This window comes from Psychrobacter sp. Cmf 22.2, from assembly GCF_001921745.1.
Lineage (GTDB): Bacteria > Pseudomonadota > Gammaproteobacteria > Pseudomonadales > Moraxellaceae > Psychrobacter.
Window position 1 is genome coordinate 61,526 of the sequence record NZ_MRYA01000002.1, and the last position, 17,983, is coordinate 79,508.

A 17,983-nucleotide genomic window follows, 5' to 3' on the forward strand; every position below is an offset into this window, starting at 1 on the left:
TCACAGGTTTAAATTACCACTCTTATCGAAAGGGGCTGTTCTAAAAAGACAGTTTTGAAAAAATATCTCTCTAACAAGCAACCTTTATAAATAATATAAGGGTTGTTTTGAGATACCGTTTTGATAATTGCTCGAATATTCAGTGAACTTTTTTAGGATGACCGATTCATGACGCAATCAACGCAAACGCCTTCTTTATCGCCAGCAACCTCGTCCCTGACCTGCGGTGAGCTACTCGTGCAGTGGCTAGAGTATTATGGGGTCGAGACCGTATTTGGTATCCCTGGTGTGCACACGGTCGAGCTGTATCGTGGTTTGCCTAATACCGATATTCGCCATGTGACCCCGCGTCATGAGCAAGGCGCTGGGTTTATGGCCGATGGCTATTATCGTGCTTCTGGTAAAGTTGGGGTATGCTTTATTATCACCGGCCCCGGCATGACTAATATCATGACTGCGATGGCACAAGCGTTAGCAGATTCTATCCCGATGCTGGTGATATCTAGTGTCAATAAAGTTGAGGACACAGGAAGTGGTGAAGGGCATTTGCATGAGTTGCACGATCAGCAGGGCATGGTCAGCAAGGTTGCGCTTGCAAGCAAAACCATCTGGCAACCTGAATCTTTGCCCAAAGTTATCGCCGAAGCCTTTGCCATGTTTGATGGCGCGCGTCCGGGACCGGTGCATATTCAGTTGCCTATCGATGTGATCACCACCGATGCCAGTCATGTCGCCAAGCCGCCTAAAATTGATAAGAGTGTAGCAAGTTTGGCGCGACCACAGGTCACAAGACCGCTGCCCAATCCTGCACAGCTTGATTTAATCGTTGAGCAGTTAAAAAGCGCAAAAAACCCAGTGTTGCTTTACGGTGGTGGCTGCGTCGATGTCGATCACGATGCACAAAGGCTGGCTGAGCTTATCGATGCCCCGACATTTTTGACCATCAATGCCAAAGGTTTGCTGCCACCTGGTCACGCACTCAGTCTGGGTAGCAATCAGTCGTTAGAAGCTGGGCGCGCCGTCATTAGCGAGGCCGATATGGTACTGGCGATTGGTACTGAGCTTGGTGAGACCGATTACGACGTATTCTTTAATGGTGAGTTCCAAATCAACGGCACACTCATTCGTATTGACTGCGATGCTCAGCAGTTGCAGCGTCCTTTTAGAGCGGATATCGCCGTATTGTCTGATGCACAGATGGCGATTAGTGGGCTATGTACACGTTTAGAAAATCACAATCTCGGTCATAAGGCAGCAGCGCGAGTAGCCAAGGTAAAGCAGACGTTAATAGAAGCGATAACCCCGGACTTTGCTGGTCAAAATGCACTGCTTCAATTGATTAGAGATGAAGTAAAAGATGTCATCTTCGTTGGTGATTCGACGCAGCCTGTCTATAGTGGCAACCTTGGCTTTGAGGCGTTGGCGACTCGTAAGTGGTTTAACTCATCAACCGGATTTGGCACCTTAGGTTATGGCTTGCCTGCTGCGATTGGCGCAATGATTGGCTCGAAAGCTCCTGTTGTTAGTCTTATTGGTGACGGTGGTATTCAGTTTACCATTGCAGAACTTATCTGCGCGGCCGAGCTTGAGCTACCATTGATTGTCCTACTTTGGAATAACCAAGGTTATGGTGAGATTCGTCGTTATATGGAGGAGGGCGGCTTGCCACTGATTGGCGTCAATATCAAGACACCTAATTTTGAGCCATTGGCCGCAGGGTTTGGCGCAGGCTATCGTAGAATCACCGATAAGCAGCAGCTAGTAGAAGCCTTGCAACAGGATATCAATGGTAAGCAGCCAATCATTTATGAAGTAGACGAAGCCGATGAGTTTCTAACAAAAATGGCTAAGACCTATAAAAGTTTCAGCTAGCTTACTTTATTTAAAAGACAAGCACTTATCTACTATTAAATAGATAAGACTTATCAGCTATCTCTTAGTGTAGAGAGTTTGTGTTTTTGGGATATGGAACTCAGCTAACTCAGCAATTTTAAGAGTCAGTCAAACAGCCAAAATGGAAAATATTGGCGATAGCCGCCCATCATGGAGGAATTAAATGACGGTTAATATCAATAAGTCGCAACAGCCTGTTTTAGGCAATGATGCTGTCGACTCAAAAACGCCGCAAGGAGAGCAATGGCGCGCGTCATTGTGGAAGTTTTTATTGTTTTCAGCGCTTGGTATTGCGCTATTTATTATTCCGTTTCAATGGGATGGTAAAGTTACTATTTTACTTGGTGTATTAACCGATGCTTTGCAAGCCGCTTTGGGTGGTTATGTCGCTTATATTGCCCTTGCGATAGTCACGACTTCTTTTATTGGCGCGCTCGCAGTCAAAGTATTGCGTCCTAACTTACACCCAGACTCTTTACTAAAAAAACTCTTCGATGTCGATTGGTTGTGGCTTGTTGCACGTTTTTTAGGCACGTTGTTTATTTGGATGATTTTTCTTCAAGTAGGTCCAGAATTTATTATCAATCGTAATACTGGCGGCGTCATATTCGAAGATCTTATTCCTATTTTAATCCCTCTATTTTTCTTTGCCATCCTATCTTTGCCGTTTTTGACTGATTTTGGTTTGATGGAATTTTTGGGAACTTTAGCTAGTAAGGTGTTTATTAAACTGTTCAAACTGCCAGGACGCTCAGCGGTCGATGCCATGTCCTCTTGGTTTGGTGCAGCTTCTATTGGTCTGCTGGTTACTATGCAGGAGTATGATAAAAGCTACTATAGCCAGCGTGAAGCGGCCATTATTGCCACGACTTTTTCGGTAACCTCTATCGCTTTTACTTATGTCGTTGCCAAGACTATTGGGGTAGATAATAATTTTGTTTTCTTTTACTTGACCATCGCGTTGACGGGCTTTATCGCTGCTACTATTATGCCGCGTATCCCGCCACTGTCATTAAAACCTGATACTTATCATTCTGGTAAATGTATGTTGGATGAAGACATTCCTGCACAATACAGTATGCCGCAGTGGGCACTGAACCGGGCAGTGACTCGAGCATACTCTATGCCAGACTTGGGTAGCGTATTCAAACATAGCGTAAAAAACCTGTTTGATATTTATTTTGGGCTTATTCCGATTATTTTTGCAATCGGTACTATTGGTCTGGGTTTGGCTGAATACACCCCTGTATTTGATTGGATTGCCGCGCCATTAGTTCCCGTACTCGATTTATTACAAATTCCAGAAGCGACCAAAGCAGCCCCTGCCATGATTATGGGTTTTGCTGATATGTACTTACCAGCGTTGGTCGGTAAGAGTATCGAGAGTGAGATGACACGCTTTATCGTTGGCGCTGCCTCTATCACGCAGATTATTTACATGTCTGAAGTTGGCGCGCTAATTTTGAAATCGAACATCAAACTTAATGTTTTAGAGTTGTTTGCAATCTTTATTATCCGTACGCTTATTAGCTTAGTGGTTATTACATCAGTGGCACATCTACTGTACTAATAGAGACTTACAATAGTGACAAAGCCGGTTTGGTTTAAACTCAGACCGGATTTTTGCTATTTATATATTTTCAAAAAACTCTCAAAGCGCCGCGTTAAAAGCTATGTTTAACAAATACTATTAAATCGCTAAGCGTGAAAACTTCTCTTGATACTCCTTCGGGGTCAGCTCGGTGGCGCGTTTAAACAGGCGGGTAAATGATGAGATGTCATCGTAGCCAACTTGTTCGGCGAGCGATTTTATCGTCACATCGCCTGTTTCTAATAAGCGTTTGGCCTGCTCGACTCTGACCGCTTGAATATACTCAATCGGGCGCATCGCGACGCAAGATTGAAAACGCCTGTTTAGAGTACGCGGAGTGACATTGACCATGGCGGCCAAATGGCTCACCTGTAGAGGTTGCTTAAAGTTCTCTTCGATAAACTCTTGTACTTGCTTAATCAGTTGGTCAGCATGTGGCTTATGTAGCGTCACGTTGATATAGCTGTTTTGATTGCCACGTTTGCTATCGATGATCTGGGTTTTAGCCACTTGGGTCGAAATCTCGCGCCCACAATAGCGCTCGATTAATAATAATCCCAAATCATAAAAGGCGCTACCGCCCGCCGCACAAAATATATCGCCAAATTGGGTTTTAGATGCGCCTTTTGCTTGCGTGACAAACTGGTTTTCTTGCAAATCAACCAATGGAAAATCTGCCTTAAACTTGCTGGCATAGCCCCAATGGGTTGTCGCGACTTTGCCATCGAGCAAGCTTGCTTTTGCCAAAAAAAACGCACCGCTACAGTTACTGGCGATATCGGCTTTGGTACTCGCCAGCCGCTTGATATGTTCAATCAACTCAGCGTTCTGACTCAGCACTTTATCGATGGAATCGCCAATCGTTGGGATTAACAATAAATCGCATTCCGTCACCTGCCGAATATCGCAATGCGCTTGCATGATTAAGCGATTGCTACATCTGATATCCGCACCGCCTAAGCTTGCAATCTGCACATTAAACCTTGGCTCTACGCGCTCATCCAAAAAGCGCTGCCAGCTGACGCCAGTAAATGAAAACAAATCTAACGCCCCTGTCAGAGCGCTACCAAGCACACCATCGAAACCAAGGATAATGACTTTAAAGGGTTTGGAGTAGGGCAAAATTTAGTTTCCTTTTAGGTGTATGCAAATCTATAGCTGATAATAAATAAAAGCATTCGCTAATATTTGCGTGCAGCTGGTAAAGATTTTCTTGCGTGCTGTGCGCTTCGCCAGACAGGGGCTGCAAAAATCTCCCCCAGCTGCGCTAAGCGTAATTTGAAGTTCACTCACCATACATTAGAAAGAATGTCTTATTTAACCTTAATTATGTCATAAATGACAATACGGCAAGGCATTAAATTAGATTACTATCAAGTTATCACCAAATTTAATAAGTTAACGAGAATACTATGGCAGCAGATACGCTTATCAACGACTTTGAATTACCGTTCCAATTATATGATGTACTGGGCGCAGAAAATTTAACCGAGCATCCAAAATTTGCAGAGCATAGCCGCGAAACCTTCGACGCCGTACTCGACACCGCTAATAAAGTTGCCACTGATTTGTTTTTACCGCATAACCATTTAGCAGATAAAAACGAGCCACAGTTTGACGGCAAAAAAGTCAGCATGATAGACGATGTAAAAGTTGCCTTTGATGCCTTTCGTGAGTCAGGCTTTATAGCGGGTCGTTATAGCTTTGACGATGGCGGGATGCAACTACCGGAAACTGTCATGACGGCGGTGGCAGGCTATTTTATGGCAGCCAATCCATCGACCACTGCTTATCCATTTTTGACCACGGCCGCAATCAATGTCATCTCACATTTCGCTAGTGATGAGATTAAAAATGCCTTTATGCCGCGTATGCTAACGGGCGAGTTCACAGGAACGATGGCACTGACCGAGCCGCATGCTGGCTCGTCACTGGCTGATATTAAAACCACCGCTGTCAAGCAAGGCGACGGTAGCTACCGTATCAAAGGTAGCAAGATTTATATCTCAGCAGGCGATCACGAACTGTCTGATAATATCGTGCATCTAGTATTAGCCAAAGTACCGGGCGGTCCTGGTGGCGTTAAAGGTATCTCGCTATTTGCTGTACCTAAGTATCGACTAAATGATGATTTATCGGTCGGCGAGCGCAATGATGTCCATCTAACCGGACTCATTCATAAACTTGGCTATCGAGGAGCGACTTCTACGGCGTTGAGCTTTGGCGATGCAGGCGAGTGCTATGGCTACCTTATTGGTGAAGAGCATTTTGGTCTGCGTTATATGTTTAAAATGATGAACGAGGCACGTATCGCGGTTGGCTTTGGCGCGGCGATGATTGGCTATCGTGGTTATCAGTACTCGCTTGATTATGCCAAAGACAGAACGCAGGGCAGAATCGCACCGAACAATAAACCTGAAGATGCAGCAACGGCGATTATCAATCATGGTGATGTTAAACGCATGCTACTTGCGCAAAAAGCTTATAGCGAGGGCGGCATTTCACTGTGCTTATACGGCTCAAACCTGATTGATCGTATCAATACCTGTGAAGACGCCACACTCAAAAACGAGCTATCAGAATTATTGGATTTATTAACGCCAGTACTCAAAGCATGGCCGTCAGAATATGGGCCGAAAGCCAATGATTTGGGTATTCAAGTATTGGGCGGTGCAGGTTATACGCGTGAATATCAGGCCGAGCAGTTTTGGCGTGACAACCGTCTCAACCCCATTCATGAAGGCACAAATGGTGTGCAGGCGTTAGATTTGTCATTCCGTAAGTTGTGGCAAAACAAGGGTCTTGGTATTCAAGTTCTAAAACGTGAAATCACCCAAGATCTAGAAAGCATTAGTACACCAGAGACTGCCAAACTTGCCGGTAAATTGACGCCTTATATGGGTCATTTGCATGAAGTGCTCGTGCATTTAAGCAAAATCCTGCAAACGGAAAAGGCAGTAACGTTGACCGGTAACGCACAAGCATTGATGAATATCTTTGCAACCATCGTGGTCAGTTGGATTTGGATTCGCCAAGCGAGCAAAGCGGAGCAACTACTAAGTACGACGCAAGATGTTGAGCAGCAGAATTTTTACAAAGGCAAACTACAAGCAGCAAAATACTTTATCGATTGGGAATTACCCTTAATCAATCGCGATATCGAGCTGTTAAATAATGACAATTCGGTTTGTACTGATATGCAAGCCGCGTGGTTTTAAGAATTTAGACAGTAGTCACATCGCTTTTTAGACAGTTATCACAGATAAAATAATACTCTTTTAAAGGAATAAAATATGACGCTAAATACAAATGGAATTGCTTCAGACGTAACTGGTAAACGCATTTTAATCACTGGCGGGGCATCTGGTATCGGTGCGGCAAGTGCGCTACTGCTCGCCAGTCGCGGGGCCAAAGTAGTGATTGGTGATTTAGCAGAAGAGATGGGGGCAGCTGTTGCCAAGCAAGCACAAGACGCTGGTAATAGTATCGTGTTTAAAAAAGTCGATGTCACCAGCGGCGATGAAGTACGGGCGCTATTTGCCTTTGCCATGGAGACGCTCGGTGGCCTCGATGTGGTGATAAACAATGCTGGCATCGATCACAAGCCAGCACCCATGCATGAGCTGAGCGATGAAGATTTCGATCGTAATATCGCCGTCAACCTAAAAGGCGTCTGGCATTGTATGCGTGCCGCTGTCGCTTGTATGGCACCTAATGGCGGTGGACATGTGATCAATGTCGCGTCTATCGCAGGACTACGTTCTGCACCGCTACTCTCTGCTTATAGCGCTGCCAAACATGGTGTCATGGGGCTAACCAAGTCTGCGGCTCATGAATATGCGCGTGTCAATATCCGCTTTAATGCCATCTGTCCAAGCTTTATCGATACGCCGATGGTACGTAATACCATGGCAAATATGGACGAGCGCGCCCAGCAAGCGACCATTAAAGCCAGCCCAATGCGCCGTTTAGGTGACGTTGATGAGGTGTCAGGTGCGATTGCGTGGCTGGCGAGTGATGAGAGTAGCTTTATGAATGGTCATGCGTTTACCCTTGATGGTGGTATGTTGGCTTAATATTCAAATAACTGCTAAACCATTACGGCGTTAGCCTCGCTCGATGTACTATGCGTACTATCTACGCTTGGCTGCCTTGTAATGAGTTTGCAGTTTTTTGACTATAATTTATTAAGTATTTACGATAAAAGATTGAATAGCTAATTTAAAACATAAGGAATAATGATGAAAGATTTATTTGATTTAACGGGTAAGATTGCGTTGGTCACAGGTGCGAGCCGCGGTATTGGTGAGTCTATCGCCCGCCTATTGGCATCTAGAGGCGCGCATGTGATTGTCTCTAGCCGTAAGATAGACGCGTGCCAAGCGGTCGCCGATAGCATCAAAGCTGATGGTCATAAAGCCAGCGCCTTTGCTTGTCACGTCGGTGAGATGGACCAGATTGAGGCAGTTTTTGAGCATATAAAAAGCGAATTTGGTCAACTTGATATCTTAGTCAATAACGCTGCCGCCAATCCTTATTATGGTCATATCCTAGATACGGATCTGGGCGCGTTTGATAAAACAGTAGAAGTTAATATTCGCGGTTATTTCTTTATGTCGACGGCGGCGGGTAAAATGATGCGCGAGCAGGGCGGTGGAGTAATTTTAAATACGGCATCAGTCAATGGCTTGGTCGCAGGTGATAAGCAAGGCATCTATTCAATTACTAAAGCCGCTGTGATTAGCATGACCAAAGCCTTTGCCAAAGAGTGCGGTCCATTAAATATTCGCGTCAATGCGTTATTGCCGGGTCTGACTGATACCAAGTTTGCTTCTGCCTTAACCACTAATGATAAAGTCTTAAAAATGGCGCTACATGCCATTCCACTAGGGCGCGTAGCCGATCCGGACGAGATGGCAGGTACGGTATTATACCTAGTGTCTGATGCGTCGAGCTATACCACGGGCGCTACGGTCGTAGTCGATGGTGGTATGCTTGCTTAATAGTAAATGAGTAGTTTGAAATAATAGAGCCAGCTCTTAAGGTAACAAAACCGCATGATGCTAATATCATGCGGTTTTTTTATATTTATACTCTATATTCAGCTTATGCGATCTAAACTTATAAATAAATTAACTGTGAAGCTGCGTTAGGGCGTGTCCTCAATTCAATCGATAATAATCTAAATGGGTTAAAAATGGCTAAATCTTGACAAACAGCGTCAAATAGCTGACTAATATCTCGATATTATCTGCGCTATTTTCCTTGTTTGACTGCAATTTATCTCATTTTTATCACCATTTTTAAAATGAGGACACGCCCTAATAAAAAATAGAGATGAGTTGTTGTCCTGCAATATAACTATTGTTATAGTAAATAATGGTTTGATCTTAAAATGAGCCGCCTATAGCGTATTCACCAAGCTCTTTTATTGTCTACCGGTCACAACCAAGCACGAAATGGAATTCGTCTCAGAGTTAGCAGATGCTATCTCTACACCTCAATACGATAAGGAAGTCGTCAATGATACATGCTCATACCCCTATTCATAATAAGCAAAAACTCAATAATAAAACCAATAAGAATCTCACTACTACTAGGGCATTGAAGTCAACTTTTACTGCATTGGTGGCCAGTCTGGCGCTTGCTTATAGCGCGCAAACATTTGCTCATGGTGGCAAAGTTAATATGGTTCCGATCGAGGAGGCAATGAGTACAGCGGGTGCAGACGTTGAATATGATAGTTATGCTGAGATGTATACCATTACTAAGAACTCAACCCGCGTACAAATCAAACCCAACAGCAAGACTGCTATGGTGAATGGCCAGTCTCTAGCCATTACTAATCCGCTCATCATAAAAGATGGGCAAGCTTTAGTGCCTGATTCGTTGGCAAATGAGATTTTACAATCAGGTTTGGATCAAACCTTTAAAATAGAGCAAAGTCCGCATCCACTCAATGTGTTAAGTGCTGAGGAGATCGAGCAAACACTGGCTATTATCAAAAAAGCCAAGCCTACCGAGACCAATCTACGGTTTTCTGATATCCGCTTAAAACAACCTGATAAAGATGCAGTATGGCGTAATGTCACTGAAAACAAGCCTTATAAAGGTGATCGCGTGGCAACGTTTAGCATTTTGAAAGGCAATACGGTCATTGAAGGCGAGGCAAACTTAAACAAAAACGCTTTAACCAGTTGGAATGCAATAGAAAATACCTTTGGTATGGTGCTGGTGGATGATTTTTATGCCATACAAGACATCATCCAAAACAGCCCTGAATATAAAGTGGCGCTAAAAAAACATGGTATCGATGATGTGACCAAGGTTGTCGGAACGCCGCTGACAGTTGGATATTTCGGTGATCAGGACAATTTGGATCAGCAGCTGCGCGTCCTCAAAATCGTCTCTTATTTAGATGTGGGCGATGGCAACTACTGGGCGCATCCTATCGAAAACTTGGTGGCAGTGGTCGATTTGGATGAGAAAAAAATCATCAAAATAGAGGAAGGTAGTGTCATTCCAGTACCGATGACTCCGCGTCCAATCGATGGTCGTGACCAAGATATTGTCACTAGTAAGCCGTTAAACATCATCGAACCAGAGGGCAAAAACTATACCATCACCGGCCGAGACGTCGAATGGCACAATTGGAAGTTTCATATTGGTTTAGACAGTCGAACAGGTCTACAGCTTAGTACGGTCACTTTTAATGATAAAGGCGTTGATCGCAAAATCATGTATCAAGGTAACTTGGGCGGTATGGTCGTGCCTTATGGCGATCCGGACATGGGCTGGTACTTTAAGTCTTATCTCGATGCTGGTGAATACGGAATGGGAACTCTGACCTCACCGCTAGAAAAGAACGTCGATGCACCAGAAAACGCGGTACTCCTTGACGCTGTGCTGCCAGATTATCAAGGCAATCCTTATACTATTCCTAATGCAATCGCAGTGTTTGAGCGCTATGCAGGTCCTGAATTTAAGCATCAGGAAATGGGTCAAAAAAACGTCAGTACTGAGCGCCGTGAGCTGGTCGTACGCTGGATAAGTACGATAGGTAACTATGATTATATCTTTGACTGGGTGTTTGAGCCAAATGGTACGATAGGTATCGACGCTGGAGCAACTGGTATCGAGGCTGCTAAAGGCGTACTGGCAAAAACCATGCATGATCCAACGGCCAAAGAAGACACTCGCTATGGTACGTTGATTGATCACAATATCGTCGGTCCAACGCACCAGCATATCTATAACTTCCGCTTGGATATGGATGTCGATGGCGAGACCAATCATATTAAACGTATAGATCCCATCGTCGCTGACAATACACGTGGAGGGCCGCGTACTAGTGCGATGGAGACTCGCGAAACCACAGTGGTGACCGAGACGGCCGCCAAAGAAAACTTTGATCCTGCTTCTGTGCGTCTAATCAGTAATGCAAGCAAAGAGAACCGTATGGGAAATCCGGTATCGTATCAGATGATTCCGTTTGCAGGCGGGACTCATCCTATCGCAAAAGGCGCCAACTTCGCTGACGATGAGTGGATATACAATCGTCTTAATTTTATGGATAAACAGATTTGGGTGACCAACTATGATGCAGGTGAGCAATATCCAGAAGGCAAATACCCCAATCGCTCTGACAAAGATACCGGCTTGGGGGCGTTTACGAAAGACAATGAAAACATCCACAATAAAGACTTGGTGGTATGGCTAACGACAGGCACTACTCATATTGCCCGTGCTGAAGAATGGCCTATCATGCCGACAGAATGGGTAAACGTACTACTCAAACCGTGGAATTTCTTTGATGAAACGCCATCGCTGCATTTAAATCAAGATAAAGGTGAAAACGCGAGCAAATAAGTACCTAAGCAAATAAGCAAATAAGCAAATAATCACCTTTAGAATATTAGGCCATAACCTTAACCATAAGAGTAAAAAAATGAAAGAATTTAATTTAATTATCAACGGTGAAAGTGTTGGCACCACTGACTATTTTGACGTTGTCAATCCAGCGGACAAATCTGTCATTGCTCGCTGCCCAAAGGCCACCACTGCGCAGTTAAATGATGCGGTAGCAGCGGCCAGATCAGCGTTCCCCACTTGGTCGGCACTGACTTATGAGGAGCGCAGAGATCTTTTGATGCAGCTTGCTGATGCTATCGAAGATAACGGTGAGGAGCTGATGACGCTACTGACCAAAGAGCAGGGTAAGCCGACAAAAGGCTTTGCAGATCTGGGTGCAGGCTTTGAGTTTGGTGGTACACTCGCTTGGATACGCGCGACCGCTAGTATGACATTGGAGCCGCAGGTCATTCAAGATAACGACACCGCGCGTATAGAGCTGCATCGCAAGCCACTTGGGGTAGTAGGTTCGATTACGCCGTGGAACTACCCATTGCTGATAGGTATTTGGCACATTATCCCTGCACTATTGACAGGTAATACAGTTGTCATGAAGCCCTCTGAGATGACCCCATTGACCGTATTACGATTCGGCGAAATCGCTAAAGACATTTTGCCCGCTGGAGTGTTAAATATAGTGACTGGAGAAGGGGATATTGGGGCCGCGATGACGTCACATCAAGATATACAAAAAATCGTATTTACAGGCTCGACGCCCACGGGCAAAGCCATCATGAAAAGCGCAGCTGACAATCTTACCCGCTTAACACTAGAGCTTGGTGGCAACGATGCGGGCATTGTCTTAGCAGATGCTGATATCGCCGCTTGTGCGCCAAAGATATTTGCGACCTCTTTTATTAATAATGGCCAAACTTGTGCTGCCCTAAAGCGCCTTTATGTCCATGAATCTGTGCATGATGAGCTATGTGAAGCATTAACGAACATGGCTAATAGTATGAAGACGGGTAATGGTTTTGATGAAGATACTGACTTTGGACCGCTACAGAATCAAGAACAGCTCAATATCGTAAAAGCGCTTGCCAAAGACGCCAAAGAGCGTGGTGCCAACTTTTTATGCGGCGGTGACGTCACGGACGAGAGCGGCTATTTCTATCCGATCACACTCGTTAGTGACATCAATGACGGGGCAAGATTGGTCGATGAAGAACAATTTGGGCCTATTTTACCTATCATTAAATTTAGCGATGTAGAGGAGGCAATAGATAGCGCCAATCGCTTGCAAGTTGGGCTGGGCGGATCAGTGTGGTCACAAGATATTGAAAAGGCACAGAAAATTGCTTCTCGCTTAGAGTGCGGCACAGTCTGGATCAATAACCATGCCATGATTCAGCCCGATGCACCATTTGGCGGCGTAAAAGACTCAGGGTTTGGGGTGGAGTTTGGAGAAGCGGGTCTAAAAGAATTTACCTTTATCCAAACTGTGCAGACTTTTAAATCTTAAATCCGCTTTACTAACACCAAAGTTTATTAAAGATTCTATGATGCAAAGATGACGGCAGCATAGAATCTTTATTTATATCTGACAGTTTATTTATATTTAATCACTGTTCACATCTGATAACTGTTCATATCATTTGACTCACACCACTTCTTGGCATATATTCAATGGTTGCTGATAATAATATGATGACTTTTGGTCGCACATAAAAGGCCCTGATGGCATCATAAAAAATGGACTGCGTCATAAACAATGGAGTGTACAGAGTGAAAATATACAGTCATGAAAACCTAAGCCTGCATAGACCACTGCCTTATTTTTCTTATGGAAAAATGCATGAGCCGCTAGAAATACCGGAGCGTATGGTCGAGATGTTAAAAGCACCAGCGGCATTGGGGCTGGAGGTTACAAATGCTAAAGAGATCGGGATGGGACCAATCTTAGCGGTGCATGACTTTGGTTATGTTGAGTTTTTAAAACACGGCTTTGATGAATGGATGGCCGTAGAAGAGGACTTAGGCGCCCAAGTACAGACAGGGATTTTTGTGCCGTATGACAATCCTGGACTGGGTATCATGGCAAAAGCGGCCAAATATCAGGCCGATGATAGCGCGCCAATCAGTGAGCATTCGTGGATATCTATCTATTGGTCAGCGCAGACGGCGCTTAATGCGGCCGAAGCCCTGCTCAATGATGACAGCGACTCAAGCAATGAAACCGATATACAACTTTGCTTTTCACGGCCGCCCGGTCACCATGCACGTAGAAGCGCTGCAGGTGGATTTTGTTACCTAAACAACGCTGCCATCATCGCAGAACATTTACGGCAAAAATATGCCAAAATAGCCATTATCGATACGGATATGCATCACGGTCAGGGTATTCAAGAGATATTCTACGAGCGTAAAGATGTCCTATATACCTCGGTACACGGTGATACTGTCAATTTTTATCCGGGCGTCACCGGTCATGAATTTGAGAGAGGGACGGGTGAGGGAGAGGGTTATAACGTTAACTTTCCGATGCCACATGGGACTGATGAGGAAGGCTTTTTTGAGTATGTCGATAAATCCATCGATACCATGAAGACCTTTGATCCTGATGTCATCGTCCACGTCTTAGGGTTTGATGTCTACAAAGATGATCCAGAAGCGAGATGTAAAGTCAGTACAGAAGGCTTTAAGATATTGGCGCAAAAAATGAGAGCGTTAAACAAACCTTTGATTGTGCTGGTAGAGGGTGGCTATTATATCCAAAAGCTCAATGAGAATTTGCAGGCGTTTTTATCAGGGCTAGTAGGAGAAGATAGCTAATCATTTGTCCGATTATTCGATAAATATGGCTCCAATAAAAGCTGACTTAACATGCAAAGGACACGGTATCGATTATCGTGTCTTACTTTGTATTGTCTTATATTTATCCATTGGTAGCCTAAGTTTTGATAGATCTTTTGGCATATAAATGCCAAGTAAGCTTTATAACGCTTATCCAACCTGTCAATTTACGCTATAATCATCAGCAATTTATCCAATCTAGTCGCATAAAGGGGCTGTAAGTCATGATTAATACCAAAATATATAAGTCCATTTATGTGCTAGCTGAAAAGCTACTAGAAGCCGATAGCAAAAATGATCAAGAGAGTTTTGACGCACTGTATGGACAGCTAAAAAATCTTTGCATTGAAAATGAGAAGAGTGATAAAGATCACCCAGAGCAATGGGAGACGCTCGCTGACTTCACCGAAGACTTAGAGGCTGCGCTCATTATTTATGAAAAAGCACTCAAAAAAGCCATCGCCATTAATTCAAAAGATCATATGGCATCGATTGCGTTTTCTATGGCGGAGTTACAGATTGAGTTGGGTCAAACAGACGCGGCTCTCACCAGTCTAAAAAACGCCAAAACCAGTGCCAACAAGATAGAAGACAAAGAATTTAAAGCTGAGATAAACAAGCTGCTCGCCACGCTATCGGCGAAGTAAAGTCATACAGATTGGCGTTTGAGCAGCTTTGGCTCAAAGTCAAACGCCTATACTTAAGCGCGTCTGCTTGCCTTTTGTAGAAAAATTGTCCAAAATGCTGCAACGAAATCGTATTAGCGGGTTCGTTGCAAATTTACCTCATTGTCATGTTTGTTTTAGTATTCATTGTATTGAGGTTTTTTTTAATAAGGAAGTTAATAGGAATATTGCTATGGGTTCAATCAACCACGAAGAACGCGTCCGTCATGAAGGTTTGCGTGAAAAAATCATGTCTGCTGAACAGGCAGCTTCATTTGTACAAAATGGCATGACGCTTGGTGTCGCAGGATTTACAGGTGCAGGCTACCCAAAATTTGTCCCAACTGCTATCGCTAATCGTGCCAAAGACGCTCATGCTCGTGGCGAAGCGTTTGGCATTGGCATGCTAACGGGTGCGTCCACCGCTCATGACTGTGACGGTGTATTGGCAGAAGCCAACTGTATTAATTTTCGTGCGCCATTCCAATCTGATCCTGCCATGCGTAACCACATCAACGCTGGTAACACTCACTACGTTGATATGCACTTATCACACTTTGAGCAGCAGGTTCGTTTTGGCTTCTATGGCGATATGGACATTGCCTTGATTGAAGCGACAGGTATCACGCCCGAAGGAAAAATCATTCCTTCAATGGGCATTGGTACCAACAACCAGTGGCTCAAAACTGCCAAAAAAGTCATCATCGAAGTCAACTCGCGTCAAAGCATGATGTTAGATGGTATGCATGATATCCCAGCAGACCTTGATGAGCCGCCGTTCCGTCAGCCAATTCCTATTGTCAAGCCAGATGATCGCATCGGTACGCCGTACCTAGAGTGTGATCTCGATAAGATCATCGGTATCGTCATGACCGATGCGCCAGATCGTAATAGCAAGTTTGCAGATCCAGATGAAAACTCTAAAACGATTGCGTCACAAATCATCGAATTCTTAGATCATGAAGTCAAAAAAGGCCGCTTGCCAAAAAACCTATTGCCGCTACAGTCTGGTGTGGGTAATGTGGCAAACGCTGTATTGATGGGTCTACAAGACAGCCCGTTTGATGATTTGATGGGGTATACCGAAGTACTGCAAGACGGTATGCTTGATCTGGTACTTAGTGGCAAAATGAAGTCAGCGTCGGCCACGGCATTGTCGTTTAGCCCAGATGCTTTGCAGCGCTTCAATGACAATATCGAGTTTTTGAGTGACAAGCTCGTACTGCGCCCGCAAGAATTCACCAACCATCCAGAGGTTATCCGTCGTCTTGGTATTATCGCTATGAATGCGATGATCGAAGCGGATATTTATGGTAACGTCAACTCAACCCATATCATGGGTACCAAGATGATGAATGGTATCGGTGGTTCGGGTGACTTTACTCGTAACTCGCATTTCTCGTTCTTTGTGAGTCCATCTACGGCTAAAGGCGGCGCTATCTCTACTATCGTGCCGATGGTATCGCATCATGATCACTCTGAGCACGATGTGATGTTTTTGGTGACGGAGCAAGGGTTTGCTGATTTGCGTGGTAAATCACCGCGTCAACGGGCGCAGGCGATCATCGATAACTGTGCGCACCCAGACTATCGCCCAATGCTGCAAGACTACTATGACCGTGCCGCCAAGGCCAGTGGGCTACAGACGCCGCATCTTCTAAATGAAGCATTGTCATGGCATCAGCGTTTTGTTGAGACGGGCGATATGCGTCTTAATAAAATGCGCATCGCTGTATAAGTGATTTATCGTTCTAAATTTGTAGCAGTAAAATAGTATTAACGTCTCTTATCTATCATTAGGTAAGAGGCGTTTTTTTATATCTAAAAATAGCTTCTAAATCGCTGTAGTCAGTTCACAATAAAAGAGATACGCTTAAAATAGCGTTCTGCTGGTATAAATTTTCCTCGCTTGCTGTGCGCTTTGCACTCCAGAGGCTTCAAAAAATTTATCCCAGCAGCACTATGCTGTTTTTGAGAGGCGTTTTTTATTTATCAAAAATAGCTTTCAGGCTCCTATGTTTCAAAATCAGCCAGCATCTTGGTGATGCGCTCATCTTTTTGGCGCCATATATGCTCAACCCATTCAAACATTCTGGCTTTGACGGCATCATCATTTTGATAACCACCATTTTGAACAGCCACGGACAAACCATCCGGTATGTCGATATAGCGGACATCGACGCCCAAGCGCTTGATATTACCTTTCCACAAGTCACTATAAGTCGGTACGCCATCAGGATAGACAATCGTCATATCCAATATACCGTCTACCTCTGCACCCAAGGCATTGATAGCTAGCGCCAAACCGCCTGCTCGTGGCTTGAGCAGATGCGTGTAGGGCGACTGCTGCTTTTCATGCTTAACAGGCGTAAAGCGCGTTCCTTCTAGATAATTGAGTAAAGTGAAAGGCTTGTCTTTAAGCAGCGCGCAGGCACGTTGTGCTTCTTTGAGATCTTGACCTTTTAAGGCGGGGTTCTTGGCGATATCCGCTCTAGAATGCCGACGCATCATAGGGAAGTCTAAAAAGTAAAAGGTTTGACCGACGATAGGAATGTATATCAATTCAAACTTGGTAAAAAACCGCGTCAAAGGCAGGCGATCTTGGCTAATATACTGGACAATACTGGTATCAACCCATGATTGATGATTGCTAATGAGTAGGTATTTGCCGTCTGTATATACGTCATCAGGTAGGCTGATGCGCCAGTCTTTTTGTGGTAACACCATGTCGATCACAGCGTTATTACTATTAATCCAATGATTGGCGATTTTGATCACCGCCTTGTCCGCGATAGCTGCGCCAGTAATCATTTTGGTCGCACCCATAAGCCACACAGGAATACTGCCAGCGAAGCTATTTCCTACAATGACGCCCGTCGCCGTTGCCAGCGATACTGCTTTGGCAAGTTTGGGCGTACGGTCGTGCATTTTTTGAAAAACGGATGCCAAGCGCATATCAAATCCTTTCTATTTGTCTGTTATTAGTTGTTATCAGTGTAATGGCATAATTTTAGCAGATATTCATATTCGTGCATCAATAGTGGTGTGACTGGTCATTACATATAACGGGTAATAATAAAAAACCAAAACCGCCAGCAGGCTTTATAGCGCTTATCCAATCGTCCAATGT

The 17,983-nt window shown here is 44.4% G+C and carries 12 protein-coding genes; 10 read left to right on the forward strand and 2 right to left on the reverse strand.

The features are described from left to right. Positions 1-168 precede the first annotated feature (168 nt). Both BTV98_RS04480 and BTV98_RS04485 read left to right on the forward strand, forming a co-directional pair. Positions 169-1,872, forward strand: coding sequence for a 5-guanidino-2-oxopentanoate decarboxylase (locus tag BTV98_RS04480; RefSeq protein ID WP_058368995.1), 1,704 nt, complete (start codon positions 169-171; stop codon positions 1,870-1,872). Positions 1,873-2,056: 184 nt separating this feature from the next. Continuing rightward, positions 2,057-3,463: a YjiH family protein gene (locus BTV98_RS04485; protein ID WP_075103030.1), complete on the forward strand. Its 1,407-nt coding sequence runs from the start codon at positions 2,057-2,059 to the stop codon at positions 3,461-3,463. A 120-nt stretch (positions 3,464-3,583) separates the two neighbouring features. Here BTV98_RS04485 and BTV98_RS04490 read toward each other — a convergent pair whose 3' ends face one another. Then, positions 3,584-4,606 carry a GlxA family transcriptional regulator gene (locus tag BTV98_RS04490; protein WP_058368994.1) on the reverse strand — a complete coding sequence of 341 codons (1,023 nt, stop codon included), beginning with the start codon at positions 4,604-4,606 and terminating at the stop codon, positions 3,584-3,586. A gap of 290 nt (positions 4,607-4,896) precedes the next feature. Between BTV98_RS04490 and BTV98_RS04495 the strand changes: the two genes are divergently transcribed. From BTV98_RS04495 to BTV98_RS04530, 8 genes are all read left to right on the forward strand, one after another. Next, complete coding sequence (locus BTV98_RS04495) at positions 4,897-6,702, forward strand: acyl-CoA dehydrogenase (protein WP_058368993.1); 1,806 nt, start codon at positions 4,897-4,899, stop codon at positions 6,700-6,702. Positions 6,703-6,777: 75 nt separating this feature from the next. Further along, positions 6,778-7,560 (forward strand): SDR family NAD(P)-dependent oxidoreductase, encoded by a 783-nt coding sequence (locus BTV98_RS04500; protein WP_075103031.1) that lies wholly within the window; start codon positions 6,778-6,780, stop codon positions 7,558-7,560. Between the two features lie 162 nt (positions 7,561-7,722). Continuing rightward, positions 7,723-8,487, forward strand: a complete 765-nt coding sequence (locus BTV98_RS04505) for an SDR family oxidoreductase (RefSeq protein ID WP_256713837.1) — start codon at positions 7,723-7,725, stop codon at positions 8,485-8,487. 520 nt (positions 8,488-9,007) lie between these two features. After that, entirely contained in the window at positions 9,008-11,353 is a 2,346-nt protein-coding gene (tynA, locus tag BTV98_RS04510; protein WP_083606105.1) for a primary-amine oxidase, read from the forward strand. 79 nt (positions 11,354-11,432) lie between these two features. After that, positions 11,433-12,857 carry an aldehyde dehydrogenase family protein gene (locus tag BTV98_RS04515; protein ID WP_075103032.1) on the forward strand — a complete coding sequence of 475 codons (1,425 nt, stop codon included), beginning with the start codon at positions 11,433-11,435 and terminating at the stop codon, positions 12,855-12,857. A gap of 263 nt (positions 12,858-13,120) precedes the next feature. Next, a complete protein-coding gene (locus BTV98_RS04520) occupies positions 13,121-14,167 on the forward strand; it encodes a histone deacetylase family protein (protein ID WP_075103033.1) in 1,047 nt (348 codons plus the stop codon). A gap of 245 nt (positions 14,168-14,412) precedes the next feature. Beyond that, entirely contained in the window at positions 14,413-14,835 is a 423-nt protein-coding gene (locus tag BTV98_RS04525; RefSeq protein WP_058369677.1) for a hypothetical protein, read from the forward strand. A gap of 211 nt (positions 14,836-15,046) precedes the next feature. After that, a complete protein-coding gene (locus BTV98_RS04530; protein WP_058369676.1) occupies positions 15,047-16,591 on the forward strand; it encodes an acetyl-CoA hydrolase/transferase family protein in 1,545 nt (514 codons plus the stop codon). A 275-nt stretch (positions 16,592-16,866) separates the two neighbouring features. Here the strand turns inward: BTV98_RS04530 and BTV98_RS04535 are convergent, their stop codons facing one another. Then, the gene (locus tag BTV98_RS04535) at positions 16,867-17,808 is read right to left on the reverse strand and encodes an acyltransferase (RefSeq protein WP_058368799.1); all 942 of its coding nucleotides are present in this window, start codon (positions 17,806-17,808) and stop codon (positions 16,867-16,869) included. Positions 17,809-17,983 lie beyond the last annotated feature (175 nt).